At 64.7% G+C, this 20,042-nt stretch carries 19 protein-coding genes and 1 pseudogene; 11 read left to right on the forward strand and 9 right to left on the reverse strand.

What is annotated here, in order from left to right; translation table 11 throughout:
- Positions 1-141 precede the first annotated feature (141 nt).
- Positions 142-1,299 carry an ABC transporter substrate-binding protein gene (locus ABIB91_RS24125; RefSeq protein WP_354163540.1) on the forward strand — a complete coding sequence of 386 codons (1,158 nt, stop codon included), beginning with the start codon at positions 142-144 and terminating at the stop codon, positions 1,297-1,299.
- Positions 1,299-3,368, forward strand: coding sequence for a putative bifunctional diguanylate cyclase/phosphodiesterase (locus ABIB91_RS24130; protein ID WP_354163538.1), 2,070 nt, complete (start codon positions 1,299-1,301; stop codon positions 3,366-3,368). Before ABIB91_RS24125 ends, ABIB91_RS24130 begins: the two co-directional genes overlap by 1 nt.
- Before the next feature lie 10 nt (positions 3,369-3,378).
- Here ABIB91_RS24130 and ABIB91_RS24135 read toward each other — a convergent pair whose 3' ends face one another.
- Complete coding sequence (locus ABIB91_RS24135; RefSeq protein ID WP_354163536.1) at positions 3,379-4,104, reverse strand: sulfite exporter TauE/SafE family protein; 726 nt, start codon at positions 4,102-4,104, stop codon at positions 3,379-3,381.
- A gap of 195 nt (positions 4,105-4,299) precedes the next feature.
- Here ABIB91_RS24135 and ABIB91_RS24140 point away from each other — a divergent pair, with 195 nt between their 5' ends.
- The 3 genes from ABIB91_RS24140 to ABIB91_RS24150 all read left to right on the forward strand — a co-directional run bounded on the left by ABIB91_RS24140 (position 4,300) and on the right by ABIB91_RS24150 (position 6,775).
- A complete protein-coding gene (locus ABIB91_RS24140) occupies positions 4,300-5,172 on the forward strand; it encodes a L,D-transpeptidase (protein WP_354163534.1) in 873 nt (290 codons plus the stop codon).
- A 321-nt stretch (positions 5,173-5,493) separates the two neighbouring features.
- Positions 5,494-5,862 carry a GFA family protein gene (locus ABIB91_RS24145; protein WP_007609295.1) on the forward strand — a complete coding sequence of 123 codons (369 nt, stop codon included), beginning with the start codon at positions 5,494-5,496 and terminating at the stop codon, positions 5,860-5,862.
- Positions 5,863-5,959: 97 nt separating this feature from the next.
- The gene (locus tag ABIB91_RS24150; protein WP_354163532.1) at positions 5,960-6,775 is read left to right on the forward strand and encodes a DUF4886 domain-containing protein; all 816 of its coding nucleotides are present in this window, start codon (positions 5,960-5,962) and stop codon (positions 6,773-6,775) included.
- A gap of 1 nt (position 6,776) precedes the next feature.
- On the opposite strand, the gene ABIB91_RS24155 is transcribed toward ABIB91_RS24150, so the two are convergent.
- Positions 6,777-7,547 (reverse strand): exodeoxyribonuclease III, encoded by a 771-nt coding sequence (locus ABIB91_RS24155; RefSeq protein WP_219683202.1) that lies wholly within the window; start codon positions 7,545-7,547, stop codon positions 6,777-6,779.
- A gap of 40 nt (positions 7,548-7,587) precedes the next feature.
- Here ABIB91_RS24155 and ABIB91_RS24160 point away from each other — a divergent pair, with 40 nt between their 5' ends.
- Positions 7,588-7,806: a hypothetical protein gene (locus ABIB91_RS24160; protein ID WP_354163530.1), complete on the forward strand. Its 219-nt coding sequence runs from the start codon at positions 7,588-7,590 to the stop codon at positions 7,804-7,806.
- A gap of 12 nt (positions 7,807-7,818) precedes the next feature.
- On the opposite strand, the gene alr is transcribed toward ABIB91_RS24160, so the two are convergent.
- From alr to ABIB91_RS24175, 3 genes are all read right to left on the reverse strand, one after another.
- The gene (alr, locus tag ABIB91_RS24165) at positions 7,819-9,099 is read right to left on the reverse strand and encodes an alanine racemase (RefSeq protein WP_354163919.1); all 1,281 of its coding nucleotides are present in this window, start codon (positions 9,097-9,099) and stop codon (positions 7,819-7,821) included.
- A 51-nt stretch (positions 9,100-9,150) separates the two neighbouring features.
- Positions 9,151-10,659, reverse strand: coding sequence for a replicative DNA helicase (locus tag ABIB91_RS24170; RefSeq protein WP_219683201.1), 1,509 nt, complete (start codon positions 10,657-10,659; stop codon positions 9,151-9,153).
- 757 nt (positions 10,660-11,416) lie between these two features.
- Positions 11,417-12,667 (reverse strand): cyclopropane fatty acid synthase, encoded by a 1,251-nt coding sequence (locus ABIB91_RS24175; protein ID WP_354163528.1) that lies wholly within the window; start codon positions 12,665-12,667, stop codon positions 11,417-11,419.
- A gap of 280 nt (positions 12,668-12,947) precedes the next feature.
- On the opposite strand from ABIB91_RS24175, the gene ABIB91_RS24180 reads away from it, so the two are divergent.
- Positions 12,948-13,955 (forward strand): hypothetical protein, encoded by a 1,008-nt coding sequence (locus ABIB91_RS24180; RefSeq protein WP_354163526.1) that lies wholly within the window; start codon positions 12,948-12,950, stop codon positions 13,953-13,955.
- A 26-nt stretch (positions 13,956-13,981) separates the two neighbouring features.
- Positions 13,982-14,204, forward strand: a pseudogene (locus ABIB91_RS24185) (PaaI family thioesterase); the annotation flags it as partial.
- A gap of 41 nt (positions 14,205-14,245) precedes the next feature.
- On the opposite strand, the gene rplI reads toward ABIB91_RS24185, so the two are convergent.
- The 4 genes from rplI to rpsF all read right to left on the reverse strand — a co-directional run bounded on the left by rplI (position 14,246) and on the right by rpsF (position 16,770).
- Positions 14,246-14,851, reverse strand: a complete 606-nt coding sequence (gene rplI, locus ABIB91_RS24190) for a 50S ribosomal protein L9 (RefSeq protein ID WP_354163524.1) — start codon at positions 14,849-14,851, stop codon at positions 14,246-14,248.
- A 63-nt stretch (positions 14,852-14,914) separates the two neighbouring features.
- Positions 14,915-15,880, reverse strand: a complete 966-nt coding sequence (locus ABIB91_RS24195) for a hypothetical protein (protein WP_354163522.1) — start codon at positions 15,878-15,880, stop codon at positions 14,915-14,917.
- A gap of 129 nt (positions 15,881-16,009) precedes the next feature.
- The gene (rpsR, locus tag ABIB91_RS24200) at positions 16,010-16,249 is read right to left on the reverse strand and encodes a 30S ribosomal protein S18 (RefSeq protein WP_007592020.1); all 240 of its coding nucleotides are present in this window, start codon (positions 16,247-16,249) and stop codon (positions 16,010-16,012) included.
- A 5-nt stretch (positions 16,250-16,254) separates the two neighbouring features.
- Positions 16,255-16,770: a 30S ribosomal protein S6 gene (gene rpsF / locus ABIB91_RS24205; protein ID WP_007592015.1), complete on the reverse strand. Its 516-nt coding sequence runs from the start codon at positions 16,768-16,770 to the stop codon at positions 16,255-16,257.
- 346 nt (positions 16,771-17,116) lie between these two features.
- On the opposite strand from rpsF, the gene ABIB91_RS24210 reads away from it, so the two are divergent.
- From ABIB91_RS24210 to fabD, 3 genes are all read left to right on the forward strand, one after another.
- Entirely contained in the window at positions 17,117-17,821 is a 705-nt protein-coding gene (locus ABIB91_RS24210; RefSeq protein ID WP_354163518.1) for a TetR/AcrR family transcriptional regulator C-terminal domain-containing protein, read from the forward strand.
- A 3-nt stretch (positions 17,822-17,824) separates the two neighbouring features.
- Positions 17,825-18,850: a fatty acid desaturase family protein gene (locus ABIB91_RS24215; RefSeq protein WP_354163516.1), complete on the forward strand. Its 1,026-nt coding sequence runs from the start codon at positions 17,825-17,827 to the stop codon at positions 18,848-18,850.
- A gap of 187 nt (positions 18,851-19,037) precedes the next feature.
- Positions 19,038-19,997, forward strand: coding sequence for an ACP S-malonyltransferase (fabD, locus tag ABIB91_RS24220; protein WP_007592008.1), 960 nt, complete (start codon positions 19,038-19,040; stop codon positions 19,995-19,997).
- Positions 19,998-20,042 lie beyond the last annotated feature (45 nt).

Consider the following 20,042-nt stretch of genomic DNA (forward strand, 5'->3'; position numbering starts at 1 on the left):
GAGTCCGAGCGGACCGCATATCGCAACTCGACCCGCCCGATACACCCTTTGTTAGCTCTATGCCGCCGCGTCCGGCCGGACTTTGCCAAATATTAGCGGACGCGGGTCCAGTTTCGGAACCGATACGGGATGGCGAAACGAATGACCGGACTCTTGCGGATATTGCTGGCTTTCGGCATCGCCTGCGGCGTTGTGATGCCGTCTGGCGGCGCTATTGCGGCCGATGCGAATCGTCTCAACGTCGTCTTCGTCAACCCGGGCAAGACCGGCGAGGTCTATTGGGACATGGTTTCGCTGACCATGCAGGCCGCCGGCCGCAAGCTCGGCGTGCATGTCGAGGTGCTGACCAGCGAGCGCAATTACCGCACCATGCAGGAGCTCGGGTTCGGCGTGGTGGCACGCAGCGACAAGCCCGACTTTCTCATTCTCTCGAACGAGGAATCCGCCGCCGTCCCGATCATGGAGGCAGCCGAGGCCGCCGGGATCAGGACGCTGCTGCTCTCGAACACGCTGATCGGCGACGATGCGGCGCGTCTTGGACCGCCGCGTCAAAAGCTCAAGACCTGGCTCGGCGACATCACGACGGATCTTCAGACCGCGGGCGCGCGGATGGCCAATGCCCTGATCGACGCGGCGCGTGCCGAGAAATGGCAGAGCCCGGACGGCAAGATCCACATTCTCGGCATCGGTGGCGACGAGATCACGCCGGCCTCGATCGCCCGCAACGCGGGTCTCAAGCTCGCGGTGGACACAGCGCCCGACGTCGTGGTGGATCGGATGCTGTTCGCCAACTGGACCCAGTCGGAGGCCGAGCATGTCACCACGAACTATCTGAGCTGGGCCGCGCGCAAGGAGATCCGGCCTGCGGGCATATGGGCCGGAAACGATCCGATGGCGCTCGGGGCGCTTCGCGCGGTGATCGCTGCCGGCCTCAAGCCCGGGTGGAACATCCAATTGGTCGGCCTCAACTGGTCGGAGGATGCGCTGCGCGAGATCAAGGCGGGCCGCCTGCTCCTGACCGACGGTGGGCACTTCCTGCTCGGTGGCTGGTCGATCGTTCTCTTGCGCGACTACGCCGATGGCTGCGATTTTGCGGACGTATCACCCCGTGTCGAGGTCAAGACGTCCGCCATCACGCGCGACAACCTCGCTGCGGTTGGTGACCTCATCACCACGCGTGCCTTCGACCGGATCGATTTCGCGCGTTTCAGGGCCAAGACAGGGCGCTGCGGCCAGTACGACTTCTCCGTCGATGCGCTGATCTCGTCGCTGACTCCTGTGGAAGGTGCTGCCGACTGATGCGAAACGCCGACGACATGACCGATCCGGATCGCAAGCAGCAGGCGGTGCCGCCGCGCTTGCGCTCGGTCGTCCGCGCGATGATCTGGGCCACCGTCCCCGTTCTGTTGCTGGTGCAATTGCTCGCCTCCGCCGGCGTCGAGGCCTCGAGCTTCTGGTCGCAGATCAGGCAGCTCGACGCGCGCATCGCCCGCGTCGCGGAGAGCCGCGCCGAGCTGATCGCCGAACCGCTCTGGAAGATGCGCTACGACCAGGTCACGAGCGTGCTCAACGAGATCATGCACGACGAGAGCATCGCCGCGGCGGCCGTTTACGACGATACCGGAATCGCGATTGCCCGCGTGGTGGCGCGCCCGGCGGGGCAGGCGGTCGCGGAGATCTCGCGTCCGATCAACTACAGCAATGGCAACATGGCGGTGCAGGCCGGCCGCATCGCGATCGTATATTCGCATGCGGCGCTCTATGCGGACACGGGCAGCCGTCTGGTGCTGCTGTTGGTCGTTGGCCTGTTGGCAACGTTTGCGACCCTGATCGCCATGCGGATCTCCGCCAACCTCTTCATCGGCAGGCCGCTGGCGGCAATGATGTCCGCGATCCAGCGCAGCAAGCAGGATGGCCGCGCCTATCCGGCGGAAGTCAAGTCCTCAAACGAGTTCGGTCAGCTCGCGCATGCCTTCAACGCCATGCAGCACACGACGTCGGGTGCGCTCGACCGGCTCGGGCACATGGCCGCGCACGATCCGCTCACGGGGCTGCCCAATCGCCGCTCGCTATCCGAGCACCTCGTGACCCTGAGTCACGATGCCGGCTCGCCGGACGCGCTGATCGCGCTCTGCTTCATCGATCTCGACGACTTCAAGGGTATCAACGACACCTTTGGCCATGATTCCGGCGACAAGTTCCTGGTGCACATTTCCGAGCGCCTTCGTGGTGCGGTCGAACCGCAAGATTGGGTGGCGCGGCTCGGCGGCGATGAATTCGTCGTCATTCGACCCGAGGTCAGCAACGAGGAGGCCGCGCACAAGTTTTCGCGCCACTTGCTGGATGCGATTTCCGAGCCGATCCGGCTTCACGACAAGCAGGTCGTGCCGCGTGCCAGCATCGGTCTTGCCGTGCGCCGTGCCGGAGATCCCGAGCTTTCGCACCTGCCGGCGCTCGCCGACATCGCGCTCTACCATGCCAAGAGCAAGGCGCCCGGCACGGTCGCGGTGCTCGACGAAGCGCTTCAGCGCGACTATCGCCGCCGCCGGGAGCTCGAACTTGCCATTCCCACAGGCTTCGACGAGAGGCAATTCGAGGTCTGGTATCAAAGCCAGGTCGATCTCGAAAGCCATGACATCGTCGGCCTGGAAGCGCTGATCCGCTGGCGCCATCCGGAACACGGCGTGATCGGTCCGGGCGAATTCTTGCCGCTGATCGAGCGCAGCGGCAACAATGCGCGGCTGACGCGCTATGTGCTCACCGACGCCTGCCGCGCCCTGCAACATCTGGCTGCGGCCGGCAGGCCGCATATCCGGATCGCGATCAATCTGCCGCCGTCCGAGCTCGCCGACCATTCGTTCGCCGCCGAGCTGCGCGCGACCTGCGCGCGCTTTGAAGTCGCGGCATCATTGCTGGAGCTCGAGATCACCGAGGGATCGCTGATCAACAACATGACCAGCGCATCCGAGACGCTGCACCGGCTGCGGCGCCTGGGTGCCACCATCGCGCTCGACGATTTCGGCACCGGCTACAGCTCGCTCGCCCATCTCAGGCGGTTTCCGCTGGACAAGGTCAAGATCGACAAGGCCTTCATCAACGAGATCCCTGACAGCGCGGAAGACAAGGCGATTGTTGGCGTGATCGCATCGCTCGCCGGCACGCTGGGCCTCACTTTGGTGGCCGAAGGCATCGAGCGCGCCGAGCAGGCCCAGGCCATGCGCGAGATGGGCGTGAGGTTCGGGCAGGGCTTTCTCTATCATCGGCCGCAGCCACTCGAGGCCGTGTTGCTATGGCTCGAGGGACGGCCGGTCCACCACAGCCGGGTCCTCGACGACAGCCCGTCGATCGCGCCCGAGTTTGCCGTCTGAGGCAGCGCGGCTACGGCTGCGCCGCATTCCACAGCATGGAGAGGCCGGCGGCGATCATGATCGCGTCCATCACCACGCGGAACATCTCCGGCTTCAGGCGCAGCACGAAGCGTTTGGCGATGAAGGCGCCCGCCATCAACGAAGATCCAGCGATCAGGCCTTTGACGAACACATCGCCAGTCAGCGCGCCGAACCGTTCGAAGGTCACGGATTTCGCGGCATAGAGCCCGAGCGAAGAAGCCGCTTCGGTGGCGAGGAAAGCGCCCCGGGACAAGCCATAGAACAGGAATAGCGGGACGCTGAGCGGGCCGGTGGAGACGACGATGCCGGTGAGATAGCCGATGACGACCCCGCCGATCGCCAGATGCCAGAGATTGGCCTTGAGATCGTGCCGCGCCAGCCAGTGTCGCACCGGCACCATCGCGATCAGGAAGACGCCGATGGCGAGATCGACGGCGTGCGAGGGCAGGGCCAGCAGCGTCCGCGCGCCGAGTACGGCGGCTGGAATGCCTGTCACCGAATAGGCCGCGCAGGCCTGCCAGTCGACCTCGCGCCACCAGGCCAGGATCCGTGAGAAGTTGGCCATGACGGCGGCCACCGCAATGATCGGCACCGCCTCCTTTGGCCCGTAAGCATAGACCAGCACCGGCATCAGCATGATCGACGAGCCCGTGCCGACGATGCCGGAAATGGTGCCTGCGACGAGGCCGACGATGAGGACGAAGAGGAAAGCCAAAACGGTCTCCACGAATCGGGAGAGTTTAGACGTGGCCAGCGGCGGGGGCGATCCGCGAGGCGAGGGAACCCAATCTTGCCGACGAGAGCCCGGCGTTAACCATCGCCGACAGTTCCAGTCTGAGCGAAATCGCTTCGAAGTTTCTTAAATCTTACTGGATACCTCTCGTGGGCATAGTGACCTGGGGGACGAGGTATGGGTAAGCGGGTCAAACGCGGAAAGGCGCAGACGTTCGCAATCCCGATGGCCGCGAGACTTGCAATCGGCGCCGTGGCCGTTGCCGCGTTGGGGTACGGTTTGCTGTCTCGACCGACGAACGTGCAAGCGACACGAAAGCCGTCCGCGCGCGAAGCCCAAGCGTCGTCAACTCCGGTTTACGTCGCAACGCCGGTTCATGCATCATCGTCACCTCCCACTCCGGCTTCGGCTCCACCTCCGGCCCCGGCGCCTCTGGTCGAACCGCCCAAAGCTGCCGACGTTCCCGGAGCATTTGTTCGGCAGGTGGTTGACTACGCCAGCCGCCAGACGCCGGGCACCGTGATCATCGATACCAAGAACACCTTCCTCTATTTCGTTCTGAACGACGCACAAGCACTGCGCTACGGCATCGGTGTTGGCCGCGAAGGTTTCACATGGTCCGGTGAGCAGACCGTGGCTCGCAAGGCAGAATGGCCCGATTGGCATCCGCCTGCGGAGATGGTCTCGCGTCAGCCTTATCTGCCGCGGTTCATGGCAGGTGGCCCCGGCAACCCGCTCGGCGCTCGGGCGATGTATCTGGGCGACACCGAATATCGAATTCACGGCACCAACAAGCCCGATACGATCGGGAAGCGGGTCTCGTCCGGCTGCATCCGACTGACCAATGAGGACGTCGTTGACCTCTATGATCGCGTGAAAGTCGGCGCGAAAGTGATCGTGCTTCCGACAACCGTTGCCCGCCGACCACCCCAGGGAGCGCCGGCCGACGCCGCTTTCCGATTGCCGGACCCGGCATCGCCGTCGAACCGGCCATCGGCAACTCGCGCGCAGATGCCGTCGCCTGGACCGAGGATCGCCGAGGCCCAGTAACGCGTCCTCCGTCGCCATCCTGCAACTGAGGACAAGGCGCCAATGCAAGGCGCCTACGAGGTCAGCTCCTGGCCCATCGCACGGTTTGCGTGTCGGGCGAAGTGTCTCGACCGGTGAAAATCTGCGTTTCGCAGTATACGTAACCCATTGATTTGCCAGCGGTCGGCTACTGTGCATGGGGTTGTTTTTCACGTTTTTAGTGGGTTGGCGCGGCAAGTCGGTGCTCGCAGCATGTGGAGCAAGGCCGGCTGCGCGCTGCTGACAGCATGTTGGCAGCAGGGTCCGGCTACGACCATCTCCTGACAAAACGGAGAGCGGGTCATGCCGATCGAGGCAAGCTGTCATTGCGGTGAGACGGTGTTCGAGGTGACGGAGGCGCCCTCGAGCGTGACCCGTTGCACCTGCTCGCTTTGCGCCAAGCGCGGCGCGTTGTGGGCCTATTACACGCCGGCGCAGTTTCGGCTGCTGTCGCCCGCGGAGAACGTCGCGACCTATCTCTGGGGCAGCCGCACGGTCAAACACCATTTCTGCGCAAGCTGCGGCTGCGGTACCTATTCGGAGTCGCCGGACTGGTCGACCGGCAAGCCCGATTTCGACAATCCGAGGGTCGCCGTCAACGCGCGCCTGTTCGACGAATTCGATCTGGAGGCCGTGCCGGTGACCATGATCGACGGCAAGAATTTATGGTGAGCATGCGCTCTCGCGCATGTCTGCTGCTCGTCAGTGCTCTTGAGGCACTCTTGAAAAGCTGATCTGTTTCCGCCCGACAGAAAAGGGGAGGAAGCCGATGATGCGTCTTTTCGCGCGAGTGATGCTCGCGATGTGTCTGGCCGTTGTAGTCGGCTTCCATGCCCAGGCGCAGACCAAGCCCAAGGTCACGACATCAGGACCGGATTTCCCCAAGACCGCGCTGTTCGTCGGCAACAGCTTCTTTTACTACAACAACGGCATGCCCGGGCATCTCTCCTTCATGGAGCGGGCTGCGTATCCTGAAAACAAGGCGGCCTATCGCAACACCATGGCAACGATCGGCGGCTCCGGCCTCGATTGGCACGACATGGAGAACCTGCTGCGGGCGGGCGGCCTCGGCGCCTATTCGTTCGACGAGCAGAATAACGTCGTCTTCAACAAGCCGGGCAGGCAGTACGACGCCGTCGTGATGATGGATTGCAGCCAGTGCCCGATCCATCCGCAATTGAAGGACGCGTTCGCGACCTTCGCGAGGAAGGACAGCGAGATCGTCCGCGCCCACGGCATGCGGCCGGTCCTGTTCATGTCCTGGGCTTACGCCGACAAGCCTGAGATGACGGAAGCGTTGGCCGAGGCCTACACGATCGCAGGCAATGCCAATGATGCGCTGGTGATCCCCGCGGGTCTTGCTTTCGCGCGCGTGCGCAAGCTGCAGCCCGAGCTAAATCTGTATGCGCCGGACAAGCGGCACCCGAGCCCCGCAGGCACGTATCTGGCGACCTGCGTGACGTTCGCCGCGCTGACGGGCCGCTCGCCGGTCGGCAATTCCTACACGATGGGACTGGACGCGCCGACGGTGGAGCTGCTGCAAAAAGCAGCGTGGGACACAGTGCAGGAGTATTACGGGCTTTGACCTAGCGCAGCACGACCCACGCCGGTGCGTGGTCGCTCGCGCCTTCCTCGCCGCGAACCTTCTTGTCCACGCCGGCTTTTGCGAGGCGTGAGGCGAGGGCAGGGCTGAGCAGGAGATGATCGAGCCGCAGGCCCGCATCGCGCGGCCAGCGGTTTCGCTTGTAATCCCAGAAGGTGTAGATGCGCTGCTCCGGGTGCAGTTCGCGGATCGCGTCACACCAGCCTTGTGCCAGCAGCGAGGCAAAAGCCGCACGGCTCTTCGGCTGGATCAAGGCATCCTTGTCCCACGAGCGCGTCGGATAGATGTCGATCTCATCAGGCGCAACGTTGTAGTCGCCGGCGAGCACCACGGGCAGCTCCTGCTTGATCAACGTTTTGGCGTGGCGCTTGAGCCGCGCGAACCAGTCTAGCTTGTAGTCGAATTTCGGTCCCGGCTGCGGATTGCCGTTCGGCAGGTAGATGCTGGTGACGATGACACCGCGTACCGCGGCCTCGATGTAGCGGGCTTCGTGATCGGCAGGCTTTCCCGGCAAGCGATCGCGGGTGAGAACGGGCTCGGCATTGCGGGCCAGAATCGCGACGCCGTTCCAGGTCTTCTGTCCACACCACACAGCGCCGTAACCAGACTTTTCGATCGCGGCTGCCGGAAATTCGCCATCACTTGCCTTCAACTCCTGAAGTGCGACGACATCGGGCTTCGCCGTTCGCATCCATGCCAACAGATTGGGCAGGCGGCGATTGATGTTGTTGATGTTGAACGTCGCGATCTTCATGTAGAGCTACCGGCTCCTGCCTTCCGCTTCCGGAGAAACAATGTCCAAGTTGAGCTTTGCCGTCATAGCCGTCGCCGTTGCGTTCTCCGGGGGCGCCTCGGCACAATCATCCGATCCGCGCGGCGCGTGCAAGGCGGACTATGACAAATTCTGCGCCGGCCTTGCGCCGGGGGGCGGCATCGTCGCCTGCCTCAACGGCAAGCGCGATCAGCTCAGCGCAACTTGCAAGACGGCGCTGGACAGCAGGAAGAAGAAGTAAGCGGCGCGCCGCTCAGCCCCGCAGCGGCGGCGGGCTTGCGGGCTGTTCGATCGGTGGCGGAGCGGGCGCCTGCTGCTCGACTGCCTGCGCGGGAGCCGGCTTGGCCAGCGGCTCCACCACATTCCCGCCTTTGTAGATGCGGGCGTAGCGGCGGCCGAGGCTGGTCAGCACCTCGTAGCCGATCGTTCCGAAATGATGCGCGAGCTCGTCGACGGTGATGCCCTCGCCGAGCAGCGTCACCATGTGGCCGCGCCGCGCCGCGTTCGGCGGCAGATCGGTGATGTCGATCGCGATCAGGTCCATCGAAACGCGGCCCGCGACAGGGCAACGCTTGCCGGCGACGATGACCTCGGCGCCGCGGGTGCCGTCATTGGAGCTTGCCGCGCGGAAATAGCCGTCGGCATAACCGACCGCGATGATTGCGAGTTTCGTCGGCCGCCGTGCGGTCCAGGTGCCGCCATAGCCGACGCTCTCGCCACGCTCGACATTGCGGATTTGCACGATGCGGGCCTTGAGATCGATCACCGGCTGCATCGGATTGTCGGCCTCCGGCGTCGGGTTGACGCCGTAGAGCGCGGCGCCCGGCCGCACCATGTCGAACTGGAAGGGCGCGCCGAGGAAGACGCCGGACGAATTGGCGAGCGCCGCCGGCACGCCGGAGAATTCGCTGGCGATGCCGCGGAAGGCCGCGAGTTGCTTGGCGTTCACCGGGCTGTTGAGCTGCTCGGCCGCAACCAGATGGCTCATCACCAGCGTGATGCCGTGATCGCCGGCGTTGATGCGGGGGATGATGGCCTGCGCTTCCGCAAGCGTCAGGCCGAGCCGGTTCATGCCGGTGTCGATGTGGATGGCGGCGCCACCGGTCCAGCCGGTGCGCCGACAGAATACGTCCCATTCGGCGAGTTCGTTGAGATCGCCGATCACGGGGCGGCAGTTGATCTGGGCGTAGTGCTCGCCGGTGTTCTGGAAATAGCCGCCGAGCACGTAGATCGTGGGCTCTGGCACCGCCGCACGCACCTTGCGCGCTTCTTCGATGGTGGCGACGAAGAAGGTCTTGCAGCCGGCCTTGTTCAGGGCACGCGCGACCTGCTCGGCGCCGCAGCCATAGGCGTCTGCCTTGATCACCGCCGAGCATTCGGCCGGCACCGCCGTCTTCTCGAGCTTGCGCCAATTGGCGATGATGGCATCGAGATCGACCGTGAGCACGCCACCGAAGGTCGCGAGCGCGGCAGCCTGATTGGCCTCCGCGGAGAGAAGGCCGGATTGCGGGATGATTTTCGGGTCGGACGCCATTGTCATGGCGCCGTTTTACGCAAGAGGACGGTCAGGTTCAACCCAGGGAACTCAGTAGTCGCCGCCGCTGCGGTCGGGTACCTGGCTGTCCGGCGCAAGGTCGCCGAACCGTGTGATCGACGCTTCGAAGGCCAGATCGACGGTGCCGGTCGGGCCATGGCGCTGCTTGCCGATGATGACTTCGGCCTTGCCATGCGCAAGATCCATGTCCAGGCGCCATTTTTCGTGCTCGGGTGTGCCCGGGCGCGGCTCCTTGTTTCCGAGATAATATTCCTCGCGGTAGACGAACAGTACGACGTCGGCGTCCTGCTCGATCGAGCCGGATTCGCGCAGGTCCGACAGCTGCGGCCGCTTGTCGTCGCGCGACTCGACTTGGCGCGAGAGCTGCGAGAGCGCAATCACGGGCACGCTCAGTTCCTTGGCGAGCGCTTTCAGACTGGTCGTGATCTCGGTGATTTCCTGCACGCGGTTTTCGCTGCGCTTGCCCGAACCCGACAAGAGCTGGATGTAGTCGATGACGATGAGGTCGAGGCCCTTCTGCCGCTTCAGCCGGCGGGCGCGGGCCATGAGCTGCGCAATCGAGAGACCGCCGGTCTCGTCGACATAGAACGGCAGCGACTGCAGCTCGATCGAGACTTCGCGGATCTTCTCGAAATCGGCCTCCGAGATGCCGCCGCGGCGGATCGACGAGGAGGGAATGCCGGTGCGCTCGGCCACGATACGCGTGGCGAGCTGGTCGGCCGACATTTCGCAGGAGAAGAAGCCGATGACGCCGCCATGGGCTGCCTTCATGGTGCCGTCGGCCTGGAGTTCACCGACATAGGCCCGGGCGACGTTGTAGGCGATATTGGTTGCAAGCGACGTCTTGCCCATGCCGGGACGGCCGGCGACGATGATGAGGTCGGAGTGCTGCAATCCGCCCATCTTGGTGTCGAGGTCGCGCAGGCCGGTCGAGATGCCCGACAGCTTTCCGTCGCGCTGGAACGCTTTTGCGGCCAGATCGACCGCAAGCGTCAGCGCCTGCGAGAATTTCTGGAAGCCTCCGTCGTAGCGGCCGGATTCGGCGAGTTCGTAGAGGCGGCGCTCGGCGTCCTCGATCTGCGCCCGCGGCGCGAAGTCGACCGGGGCGTCGTAGGCGACATTGACCATGTCCTCGCCGATGCCGATCAGGTCGCGCCGCAATGCCAGATCGTAGATGGTGCGCCCATAATCCTGCGCATTGATGATGGTGGTCGCTTCGGCGGCGAGGCGCGCCAGATATTGCCCGATGGTCATGCCGCCGATATCGGTGTCGGCGGGCAGGAAGGTCTTCAGTGTGACGGGCGTCGCGATCTTGCCCATCCGGATCAGGCTCGAGGCAGTCTCGAAGATGGTCTGGTGCAGCGGCTCGAAGTAATGCTTCGGCTCCAGGAAATCGGAGACGCGGTAAAACGCGTCGTTGTTGACCAGGATCGCGCCCAGAAGGCTCTGTTCCGCTTCAATATTATGCGGCGCGCTTCGATAGGCGGGGGTTCCGGCTTCGGGCGCGAGTTTGAGAACGTTCGAATCAGTCAGGGCCATGGGCGAGCGATAGCAATTTTCTGGGGCGGATGCGGGGCCGGGATAAAGCGCCGCCTCAGACCAAAGCGGAAGCAAAAGCTCGCCGCTATCAACCGATCATTAAAATGGTGGATGATTGGCCGCCGCAGCACGCGCCGCGCTTGACGGATTTTGGTGGAACTAGCTCGCGGCCTGGAAGTGGCGGCTACCGCGCCACGGAAAACGCCGGATGAAGTGAACCTAATGTGGGTACGGGCAGACCCATCGAGACGCGCGCGAAATAACGCACGCTGGGCGCTTTCAGCTCGGTTCAGACCAGCAGGAGGTAGACCAGTGCAACCAGGGCCGCCCCGACGCCGGTAGCGATCAGGGCGTAATCGGTGCGGAGGTCGTCCTGCACGTCGAATGAGGTTTTGGTCTCGTTGCTCATGGCGACGGTCTAAGCCAGGGCCGACGAGACTTATGTGAAGCAGATCACATCTCCCCGGATTCTTTCGGGGGTACAGCCGGAACGGGTTAGCAGGCGGGGGGTTGTTTCCCGACCTGCCACCAGGGAACGAGGCAAGCGATGCGGCCAGAACGGCAGCCCCGGAATTGGCGAAGCGAAGCAGGCAGCCGACTTTGGCTGTCGGGGCTGATCGCGGCCATGGAGCACGCTGAGCGGCCGGAAGTGCGTCGGGAACCGGTCGCCCCTGAAATCCTGAAGGCACTGCGGATGCAATTGGCCTTAACGGCCTCTTACCCGTCCGCTCCGATTTCGACCCTGCGCCACTAGGACTTATTCACCAGCCAGCTTCAACCTCGGCGTGGCGCCGGCTTCGACGGCCCGCAGCCGGGCTTCTTCACGCGCGATGTAGTTGCGTGTCGTCGGCACGACGCCTTGACGCCGTGTGAGTTGGATCTGGAAGTTCATCATATCCTGCTTGCGGAAGGTCATCTCGCTGGCTGCCAGATAAAATTCCCACATCAGCGCGAAGCGCTCGTCATACAGCTGCACGGCTTCTTCGCGCCGCGCCATGAAGCGCTCGCGCCATGCCTTCAGCGTTTCGGCGTAATGCAGACGCAGAATCTCGATGTCGCAGACCAGCAGGCCTGCCCGCTCGATCGCCGGCAGCACCTCCGAGAGGGCGGGGATGTAGCCGCCGGGAAAGATGTATTTGGCGATCCAGGGATTGGTGGAATCCGGGCCCTGCGAACGGCCGATCGAGTGCAGCAGCATGACGCCGTCCTTGTCCAGCAACTCGGCGCAGCGCCGGAAGTAGGTGTCGTAGAAGCGGGCGCCGACATGCTCCAACATGCCGACCGAGACGATGCGGTCGAACGGGCCGGCGATGTCGCGATAGTCCTGAAGCAGGAATTTGGCCGATCTGGTCAGGCCCTTTTCGGCTGCGCGCGCATTGGCGATCTGCAACTGCTCGGTCGACAACGTGACGCCGGTGACGTCAGCACCTGCGATCTCGGCGAGATAGAGCCCAAGTCCGCCCCAGCCCGAGCCGATGTCGAGGACGCGCTGGCCGTCGCTGACGAGCAGCTTTGCGGCGATGTGCCGTTTCTTGGCGAGCTGCGCATCGTCGAGCGTGCTCTCCGGCGTCTCGAAATAGGCGCAGCTATATTGCTTGTCGGCATCGAGGAAGAGCGAATAGAGCCTCGCATCGAGATCGTAATGGTGTGCGACGTTGCTGCGGGAGCGCGGGCGCGGATTGAACTGCTTCAGGTGCCGCACCAGATAGCGCAGGTGCCACCAGGGTTTTGCCCAGTGCGGCAATAGATCGGGTTGATCGAGCAGGATCGCGAGGGCATCAGCTATGGTGCCGTGCTCGACGACGAACTCGCCGTCCATGTAGGCCTCGCCAAGCCCGAGCTCGGGATTGACGAGGATCTTCCGCTCTGCGTCCGCGGTGACGAAGCGGACTGCGACCGGTTTGCCCGAGCCATCGCCGACGGTGAACTTCGAGCCCTTCGCCGTGGTCACCGTCATCGACCCGCGGCGGATGAATTGAGACAGGAATTGACGCAACAATCGATCCATCGGCACCCATCCTCTCGAGCGAACCCGAAGAGATGCGACTAACCCGGCCTTCACACCCTACGCCCGGGCATCTCAGCGGTTCCTATGCGTTTGCATCTAGATCTAGGGAGATGTCCCGGGCCCGCTATTGCGCTGTGCTCAAAGCGGATATTCCAAAACCGCTTAATCACATCCTTGCGCGCGGAGCCTGCTTCCATTCGCGGCTCAATCGGATAAAAGGTGACCCGCTGCGGCGCCGCCTGCCGGCTGCACCTCTCGGAATTCAATGGAGATGATGGGAATGTCGAGCCGAGCGCTCAGCCTCGCGATGGTCTTGCTTCTGATCGGCTTCGGCGCGACCGACACCGTTCTCGCGCAGGCGACGAACCTCGAGGCCGGCAAGGCCCCATCCCAGCTTTTCGCGCAGACCTGCAATGCATGTCACAAGAGCCCGCGCGGCCTGTTGAAGACGGTGGCGCCGGGCTCCTTGCCGGGCTTCCTGCGTCAGCATTACACGACCAGCCCCGACATGGCCGGCGTGCTTGCCTCTTACCTGGTCTCCAACGGAGCCACCGACACCCGCTACCAGGCCAAGGACGGCAAGGACAAGAAGGACGGCGCCAAGGACAAGGAAGCCGCTACCAATCCCGCGCAGTCCCCTGAACATCAGGGCCGCCGGCAACGTTCCCAGGAATCCGCCAAGCCGGAAGGCGAGGGTGCCGCTCCCGCGGCCGAGGGCGCGCGTCAGAAGCGCGCTGCGCGGCCGGCCGAAGAAGGAACGAAGGACGGCGCGAAGCCCGAGGGCCAGGCTGCACCCGAAGGGCGCAAGGCGAAGCGTCTCGGCAAGCGCGGCAAGCCGGGAAGTGATGAGGCGCCGAAGGTCGATGCCGCGGCGCCGACAGCAGACGACAAGAAGAGCGAGCCGAACGTCGAGTCCAAGCCCGAGACAAAGCCCGAGACTGCGAAGGTGGATTCCGGCGAGGCTAAATCCGAAGGCAGCAAACCCGAAGGCAGCAAGCCGTCCGAGAAGCCCGCCGAGGCCAAGCCGGAAAGCGCCAAGGTGGAGCCGCGCGGCAGCGAAGCTCCGGCGTTGCGGCCCGATCCGGTGCCGCAGGTGACGCCGGCGGCACCGCCCGCCGCGAAGCCCGCCGAGCCAGCTGCGCCCAAGGCGGCGGAAGAGGCTGCTCCCAAGCCCGCCGTGAAATCCGAACCGCCAGCGAAGTCGCAGGATCCGGCGCCCGCGACCGCTGCGGCCCCGCCAGCGCCGGCCGAATCGTCCGGTCCGCCGACGCCGCCGATTTCGCGATAGGCGACCACATTTTTGGACATGCGAAGGCCGCGCTCTCGCGCGGCCTTCGTCGTCTTGGGTACAAGCTCAATCTGTTGTCGCCCGCGGTCAGCGAGAAACGTGATCAAGCCGGGGCGTCAGGTCTCCGCGGTCGTCGCCGACGTTTTCTGCGTCAGCGACGGCGTCGAGAAGCAACCGGCAACGGCGCTCGCCTCGATCGCGATGCTGAGCGAGGACGTTGCTGCCACAACGAAAAGCCCGGCCGCCTGAGGCGACCGGGCTTCGAAAGCCTGCGCGAACGAGCGCGAGGCTTACTTCTCGGTCTCGTCAGCAGCCGGTGCCGGCTCGGCGTCGTCCTGCTGGGCTTCGGGGTCGAAGAACTCGCCGGCGGCTGCAATCGCTTCGGCCGCAGCATCCCGGTCTTCGTTACGGCTCGAGATGTCCTCGCCGCGGTTGATGCGCTCGGCCTCGTCCTGGCTGCGCGCCACGGTGACACTGATCTCGATCTCGACCTCGGGGTGGATGGCGACCGTGATGGTGTGCTTGCCGATGGTCTTGATCGGCGCGTCGAGCTGAACCTGCGGGCGGGACAGTGAAACGCCGTCGGCTTCGAACGCCACGACGATGTCGCGCACGTTGACCGAGCCGAACAGTTGGCCGGCTTCCGAAGCCTGACGGATCACGATGATGTTCTTGCCCTGGATCTTCTCGGCGACCTTGGACGCCTCGCCCTTGGACTCAAGGTTGCGAGCCTCGAGCTCGGCCTTCATGCCGTCGTACTTGGCACGGTTGTCGGCGGTGGCGCGCAGCGCCTTGCCGCGCTTGAGCAGGAAATTGCGGGCATAGCCGTCGCGAACCTTCACGACTTCGCCCATGTGACCGAGCTTATTGACGCGTTCCAGCAAAATGACTTCCATATTCGTTCTCCTTTGATGTGTTGAGTGAGTTGGAATTTCGAACTTGAACTTTCGGACTTGAACTCAAGAGGTCGGCAGCGGCGGTGGCTGGCGCGTACGAAGGAAGCGTTCGCGGAGGCCGAACACGGCGTCGGCAAGGCCGAGGATCACCATCGCGATGACGGGCCATCCGAACACGACCACGACGGCGTAGGTCGAGCCGAGCCAGAATGTGCGGCTCTTCAGCGCCAGCGTCAGCGTATGCAACACGGCAAAGCCGGTCAGTGCGTATCCCATCATTAGCGCCGCCGTCGCGATCTGCGCCACGATCGCAAGCAGTCCGCCGGTGAAGCAGAAGGCGAGCGCGATGCAGAGCGCCACGAGCGTCATCGGCGGCAGCTCCGCCGTCATCAGGTCCGGCCAGGGGCGCCGCAGCCGGCCGGACGTCGCCGTCACCTTGGTGCTGAGCCAGAGGTTGAGGGTCAGCGTCATCATCGCGACGATGGTGGCGCCGGCCGGCAAGATCCGCACCAGTGCGCCGACGAATTGGTCGGTCTCGCCGGAGCTCTGCGGGTCGGCGGCTCGGAGGAGGCGCATCAGGCCACGGCGCAGCGTGCCCGTGATGGTCTCGGCGTCTGTGCCGATCGTGAGCAGGGCGGCGATCGTGGTCAGTGTGGCGAAGCCTGCGATCCACAGCAGGATGCGGCCGACCGGATACCACTCGAGCGCTGGCTCAGTGGCGGCCTCCGGCGCGGCGGGTCCGACCTGCCGGCTGAGCAGGACGAGATGGCCGAGCCACCAGGCCGGCAATGCGACGGTGAGGGCAAAGGCGATGCAGTAGGGCAGGCCGAACAGGGCGCCGAGGCCAACCGCGGCGGCGATGCCGCCGAGGGTCGCGCAAAGCGGTCCCCAGCCGATCGAAGCGACCATCAGCGGCAGCGGTGCGAGATAGAACAGGACGAGCGAGATCAGCGCGCCCGAAGCGATCGAGGCGAACATCAGGGCCGACGCAGCGCCGGCGATCAGGGCTATCAGTCCAAAGGCCATCATCAGCTGTCCCGCTCCCTTCGAGCGGTTAGAGGCATCTCGCCCCAACCATCGGCGACCGGACGATCCGGAAGCCTTATGAGAAACTAGGTCGTACGGCCGGCGGCGATGTCGTCGCCGGCCGTATTCGTCTTAGCGAATGACGTAGGGCAGCAGGCCTAGGAACCGCGCGCGCTTGATGGCGCGGGCAAGCTCACGCTGCTTCTTCGCGGACACCGCGGTGATGCGGCTCGGCACGATCTTGCCGCGCTCGGAGACGTAGCGCATCAGCAGCTTGGAGTCCTTGTAGTCGATCTTCGGAGCATTCGCGCCCGTGAACGGGCAGCTCTTGCGGCGACGGAAAAACGGGCGGCGTGCACCGGCTTCAGCCATTGTTCTTACTCCCCATCCGTCGTGGTGGTGGTGGTGGTTTCAACGTCTTCGCGCGGACGGCGCGGACCGCGGTCACCGCGGAAGCCGCCACCTTCACGATCGCCACCACGGAAACCACCCTCGCGGTCGCCACGGAAGCCACCGCCTTCGCGATCGCCACGGAAGCCGCCGCCACGGTCGTCACGCTCGCGGTCACGATCGGCCTTGCGCATCATCGCGGACGGGCCTTCCTCGAGTTCCTCGACGCGAACGCTGAGATAGCGGATCACGTCTTCGCTGATGCGCTCCTGGCGCTCGATCTCGGCGATCGCCGCGGACGGCGCGTCGATGTTGAGCAGCACGAAATGCGCCTTGCGGTTCTTGTTCATGCGGTAGGTGAGGGAGCGTACGCCCCAATTCTCAGTCTTGGTGACCTTGCCGCCGAGACCTTCGACGATGCCGGTCATCTGCGCAGTCAGCTCTTCGACCTGCTGCGTGCTCGCGTCTTGGCGCGCGAGAAAAACATGCTCATAGAGAGCCATGGAAGTCCTTTCCTCATGTTGGCGCATCGCCCGGCGTCAAGCCCTTAAGAGGCCTTCGGAAAGGACTCTGGGATTAAGCTCAGAAGGCGGAAACACGGGACGACGGGCCGACTGGCCCTGCCACACCAAAATCACGAATGATTTGCTGAGACCGTCCGTTCAGCTCCCGGCCGGGGTCTGCGGATGGGCGCGTTATACGGATTTCGGCTGGCTTGGCAAGGTTGCAGGCGGCGGTTTCGGCGCGGATGGTCCCGATGCGGGCGGCTGGAACCACCGCGGACCACCATACCGGCTTGATTTATTTGTTTGTATGTCATACAAATAAGTCTAACGGGAGCGAACCCCAATGGCAGAAAAGCCGGCCCATGAGCCGCTCGAGGCGGCAGGCGACCCCAAGCACGCCGCCCGCGCCACGCGGTCGGCCGGCCGCAAAATGCGCTCGCTGCTGCTGGATGCCGCGAGCCCGCTGTTTCGGGAGCGGGGGCTGTCGGGTACGGCGATCACCGACATCGCAGCCGCTGCGAACGCATTCCCGAGCCAGATCACCTATTATTTCCGCACCAAAGAGGCGCTGTTCGTCGAATGCGCCTGCCGCGAACTGCTGTACCTGGCGAGGGCGACCGAGCAGGCGGCGCTGAAGGCGCGCACGCCGCAGGATTATACCCACGCGCTGGCCGAGACCGTCACAGCTAGCGATTCGGTCGCCTTCTTCGCCGAGGCGCTGACGCTGACGCGGCGGCGCCAGGATCTCGCGCCGCTGGTCGAGCGCACCATCGAGCGCCTGCACAGTGAAGGTGCGCGGGCCTATGCGAGCCAGGTCGCGCGGCACGGCTGGCGCTCCCTGCGCGCGCCCGATGAGAGCTCGCGGCGGTTCTGGGCCGTCGCCATCGGAATCATCCTCGAAGGCTACGCCATGGGCCGTTCGCCCGAGGCGCTGTGCGCCGAGATGCTGCGCGTGCTGGGCGAGCAAGCGAAATCCAATCATGACGCTGCGCGCTTGCGCCTCGTCGACGCGCGCGACGCATCGAGCAATTCGAATGAGGAGAGTTAGGCCATGACTGCGCTTCGCATGCGTGCCCGCGATTTCCTGACCGACGATCAACTTGCCGACGTGCGCCGGCGCGTGACCTGGAAAGGCGTCGCGCTGATCGCGCACGCCTGGGCGCTCATCCTCGCCGCAATCGCCTTGGTCGCGTGGTGGCCCAATCCGATCACCTATATTGTCGCGGTCGCCATCATCGGCTCGCGCCAGCTCGGGCTCGCGATCCTCATGCATGACGGCGCGCATGGCTGCCTGTCCGCCGACGAGAAAACCAATCTGACCTTGAGCCAGTGGTTCTGTGCCTATCCTCTGTTTGCGGAGACGCGCAGCTACCGGCGCTATCACCTTCAGCATCATGCGCGCACGCAGCAGGAGAATGATCCCGATCTCGTGCTGTCGGCGCCGTTTCCGATCACGAAGCTCAGCTATCGCCGCAAGTTCATTCGCGATCTCGCCGGGCAGACCGGCTACCAGCAGCGCAAGGCGCAGTTGCTCAATGCGCTGGGGCCGAAGGACTGGCCGTTGCGACAGCGCGCGGCGCATTTTTGGGAGAAGCTCGGCCCGCAATGTCTGGTCAATGGCGCGATGTTCGCCGCGCTCACGGCCGCCGGCGTGTGGTGGGCCTATCCGCTGCTATGGCTGGTGCCGCTCCTGACCTGGATGATGGTCATCACCCGCATCCGCAACATTGCCGAGCACGCGGTCGTGCCCGACAGCAGCGATCCCTTGCGCAATACCCGCACCACGTACGCCAATTTCTTCGAGCGTCTGTTCATCGCGCCGTATTACGTGAACTACCACCTCGAACATCATCTCCTGTTCTACGTGCCCTGCTACAATCTGCCCAAGGTGCACCGCCTGCTGAGCGAGAGCCGGCATGCGGGCCGCATGGAGGTGCAACCGAGTTACGCAGCCGTGCTGCGACTTGCGACCGCGAAGCCGAACCGCGATGACCGGCCGGGGCAATTGGTCAACAGCGCGCGCCGCGCGCAGGCGGGGTCCGAGGTCGACGCCAACCAGACGGCCGGCGGATTCTAGGGACCCGTCTCTCCAGTCGAAGGCTGCTAGGTGAGTGCTGATCGAAGTTCCTATCTTGGCTTGACATTCCGGCCCCGGACAGTGTCTACGGCCCCCTTTGGAGCATGATCCGGAACCATGGCCTAAGGCCGTGCGTCATCGGCTGCCGGTTCTCGCAGGGATCACGTCCGACAAGCAGGGAGCGCCGATGACGGCAGCATTCACATTTCCGGGGCAGGGTTCCCAGGCGGTCGGCATGGGCAAGGCCCTGGCGGATGCCTTTCCGGCGGCGCGCGCCGTGTTCGACGAGGTCGATGCCGCGCTGGGGGAGAAGCTGACGGCGACTATCTGGGATGGTCCGGCCGAAACCCTCCAGCTCACCCAAAACGCCCAGCCGGCCCTGATGGCGGTGTCTGTCGCCACGCTGCGCGTGCTGGAGACCGAAGCCGGGTTTTCCGTGGGGCGGGATGCGGCCTTCGTCGCCGGCCACTCGCTCGGGGAATATTCGGCGCTGGCCGCGGCCGGCAGCCTGACGATTTCCGACACCGCGCGGCTGCTTCGCATTCGCGGTCTCGCAATGCAAAAAGCCGTGCCCGTAGGCGTCGGTGCGATGGCCGCTCTGCTCGGCCTCGACTACGAGGCCGCCGTGGCGGTGGCGGACGAGGCCGCTCAGGGGCAGGTCTGCCAGGCCGCCAACGACAATGGCGGCGGGCAAGTGGTCGTCTCCGGCGACAAGGCCGCGGTCGACCGCGCCGTCGAGATCGCCAAAACCAAGGGCGCCAAGCGCGCGATGTTGCTGCCGGTGTCCGCCCCGTTCCATTGCAAGCTGATGCAGCCGGCTGCCGACGCGATGGCGGAGGCGCTGGCCAAGGTCACGATCAAGGCGCCGGCGGCCCCGTTGGTGTCGAACGTGCTGGCGGGCGCGATCACCGATCCCGACGAGATCCGCCGCCGCCTGGTCGAGCAGGTCACCGGCACCGTGCGCTGGCGCGAGTCGGTTGCCTATATGGCGGGGCAGGGCGTCACGCGTTTCTTCGAGATCGGGGCCGGCAAGGTGCTGACCGGCCTCGTCAAGCGTATTGCGGACGGCGCCGTCGGCGTTGCGGTCGGCGGTCCCAACGACATTGCTGCCGCCAAAGATGCATTGGCCGCTGCGAAGCAGGCCTGAGGCGCGATGATTCGTCGTCGCGCGCGAGTTCTTTAGTTGACGCAC

The organism is Bradyrhizobium sp. JR4.3, from assembly GCF_040547695.1.
Lineage (GTDB): Bacteria > Pseudomonadota > Alphaproteobacteria > Rhizobiales > Xanthobacteraceae > Bradyrhizobium > Bradyrhizobium canariense.

Excerpts from the sequence above, each read along its gene's own strand:
- ABIB91_RS24125 (WP_354163540.1), top strand. The coding sequence starts at position 142 with ATGACCGGACTCTTGCGGATATTGCTGGCTTTCGGCATCGCCTGCGGC.
- ABIB91_RS24130 (WP_354163538.1), top strand. The coding sequence starts at position 1,299 with ATGCGAAACGCCGACGACATGACCGATCCGGATCGCAAGCAGCAGGCG.
- ABIB91_RS24140 (WP_354163534.1), top strand. The coding sequence starts at position 4,300 with ATGGGTAAGCGGGTCAAACGCGGAAAGGCGCAGACGTTCGCAATCCCG.
- ABIB91_RS24145 (WP_007609295.1), top strand. The coding sequence starts at position 5,494 with ATGCCGATCGAGGCAAGCTGTCATTGCGGTGAGACGGTGTTCGAGGTG.
- ABIB91_RS24150 (WP_354163532.1), top strand. The coding sequence starts at position 5,960 with ATGATGCGTCTTTTCGCGCGAGTGATGCTCGCGATGTGTCTGGCCGTT.
- ABIB91_RS24155 (WP_219683202.1), bottom strand. The coding sequence starts at position 7,547 with ATGAAGATCGCGACGTTCAACATCAACAACATCAATCGCCGCCTGCCC.
- ABIB91_RS24160 (WP_354163530.1), top strand. The coding sequence starts at position 7,588 with ATGTCCAAGTTGAGCTTTGCCGTCATAGCCGTCGCCGTTGCGTTCTCC.
- alr (WP_354163919.1), bottom strand. The coding sequence starts at position 9,099 with ATGGCGTCCGACCCGAAAATCATCCCGCAATCCGGCCTTCTCTCCGCG.
- ABIB91_RS24170 (WP_219683201.1), bottom strand. The coding sequence starts at position 10,659 with ATGGCCCTGACTGATTCGAACGTTCTCAAACTCGCGCCCGAAGCCGGA.
- ABIB91_RS24175 (WP_354163528.1), bottom strand. The coding sequence starts at position 12,667 with ATGGATCGATTGTTGCGTCAATTCCTGTCTCAATTCATCCGCCGCGGG.
- ABIB91_RS24180 (WP_354163526.1), top strand. The coding sequence starts at position 12,948 with ATGTCGAGCCGAGCGCTCAGCCTCGCGATGGTCTTGCTTCTGATCGGC.
- rplI (WP_354163524.1), bottom strand. The coding sequence starts at position 14,851 with ATGGAAGTCATTTTGCTGGAACGCGTCAATAAGCTCGGTCACATGGGC.
- ABIB91_RS24195 (WP_354163522.1), bottom strand. The coding sequence starts at position 15,880 with ATGATGGCCTTTGGACTGATAGCCCTGATCGCCGGCGCTGCGTCGGCC.
- rpsR (WP_007592020.1), bottom strand. The coding sequence starts at position 16,249 with ATGGCTGAAGCCGGTGCACGCCGCCCGTTTTTCCGTCGCCGCAAGAGC.
- rpsF (WP_007592015.1), bottom strand. The coding sequence starts at position 16,770 with ATGGCTCTCTATGAGCATGTTTTTCTCGCGCGCCAAGACGCGAGCACG.
- ABIB91_RS24210 (WP_354163518.1), top strand. The coding sequence starts at position 17,117 with ATGGCAGAAAAGCCGGCCCATGAGCCGCTCGAGGCGGCAGGCGACCCC.
- ABIB91_RS24215 (WP_354163516.1), top strand. The coding sequence starts at position 17,825 with ATGACTGCGCTTCGCATGCGTGCCCGCGATTTCCTGACCGACGATCAA.
- fabD (WP_007592008.1), top strand. The coding sequence starts at position 19,038 with ATGACGGCAGCATTCACATTTCCGGGGCAGGGTTCCCAGGCGGTCGGC.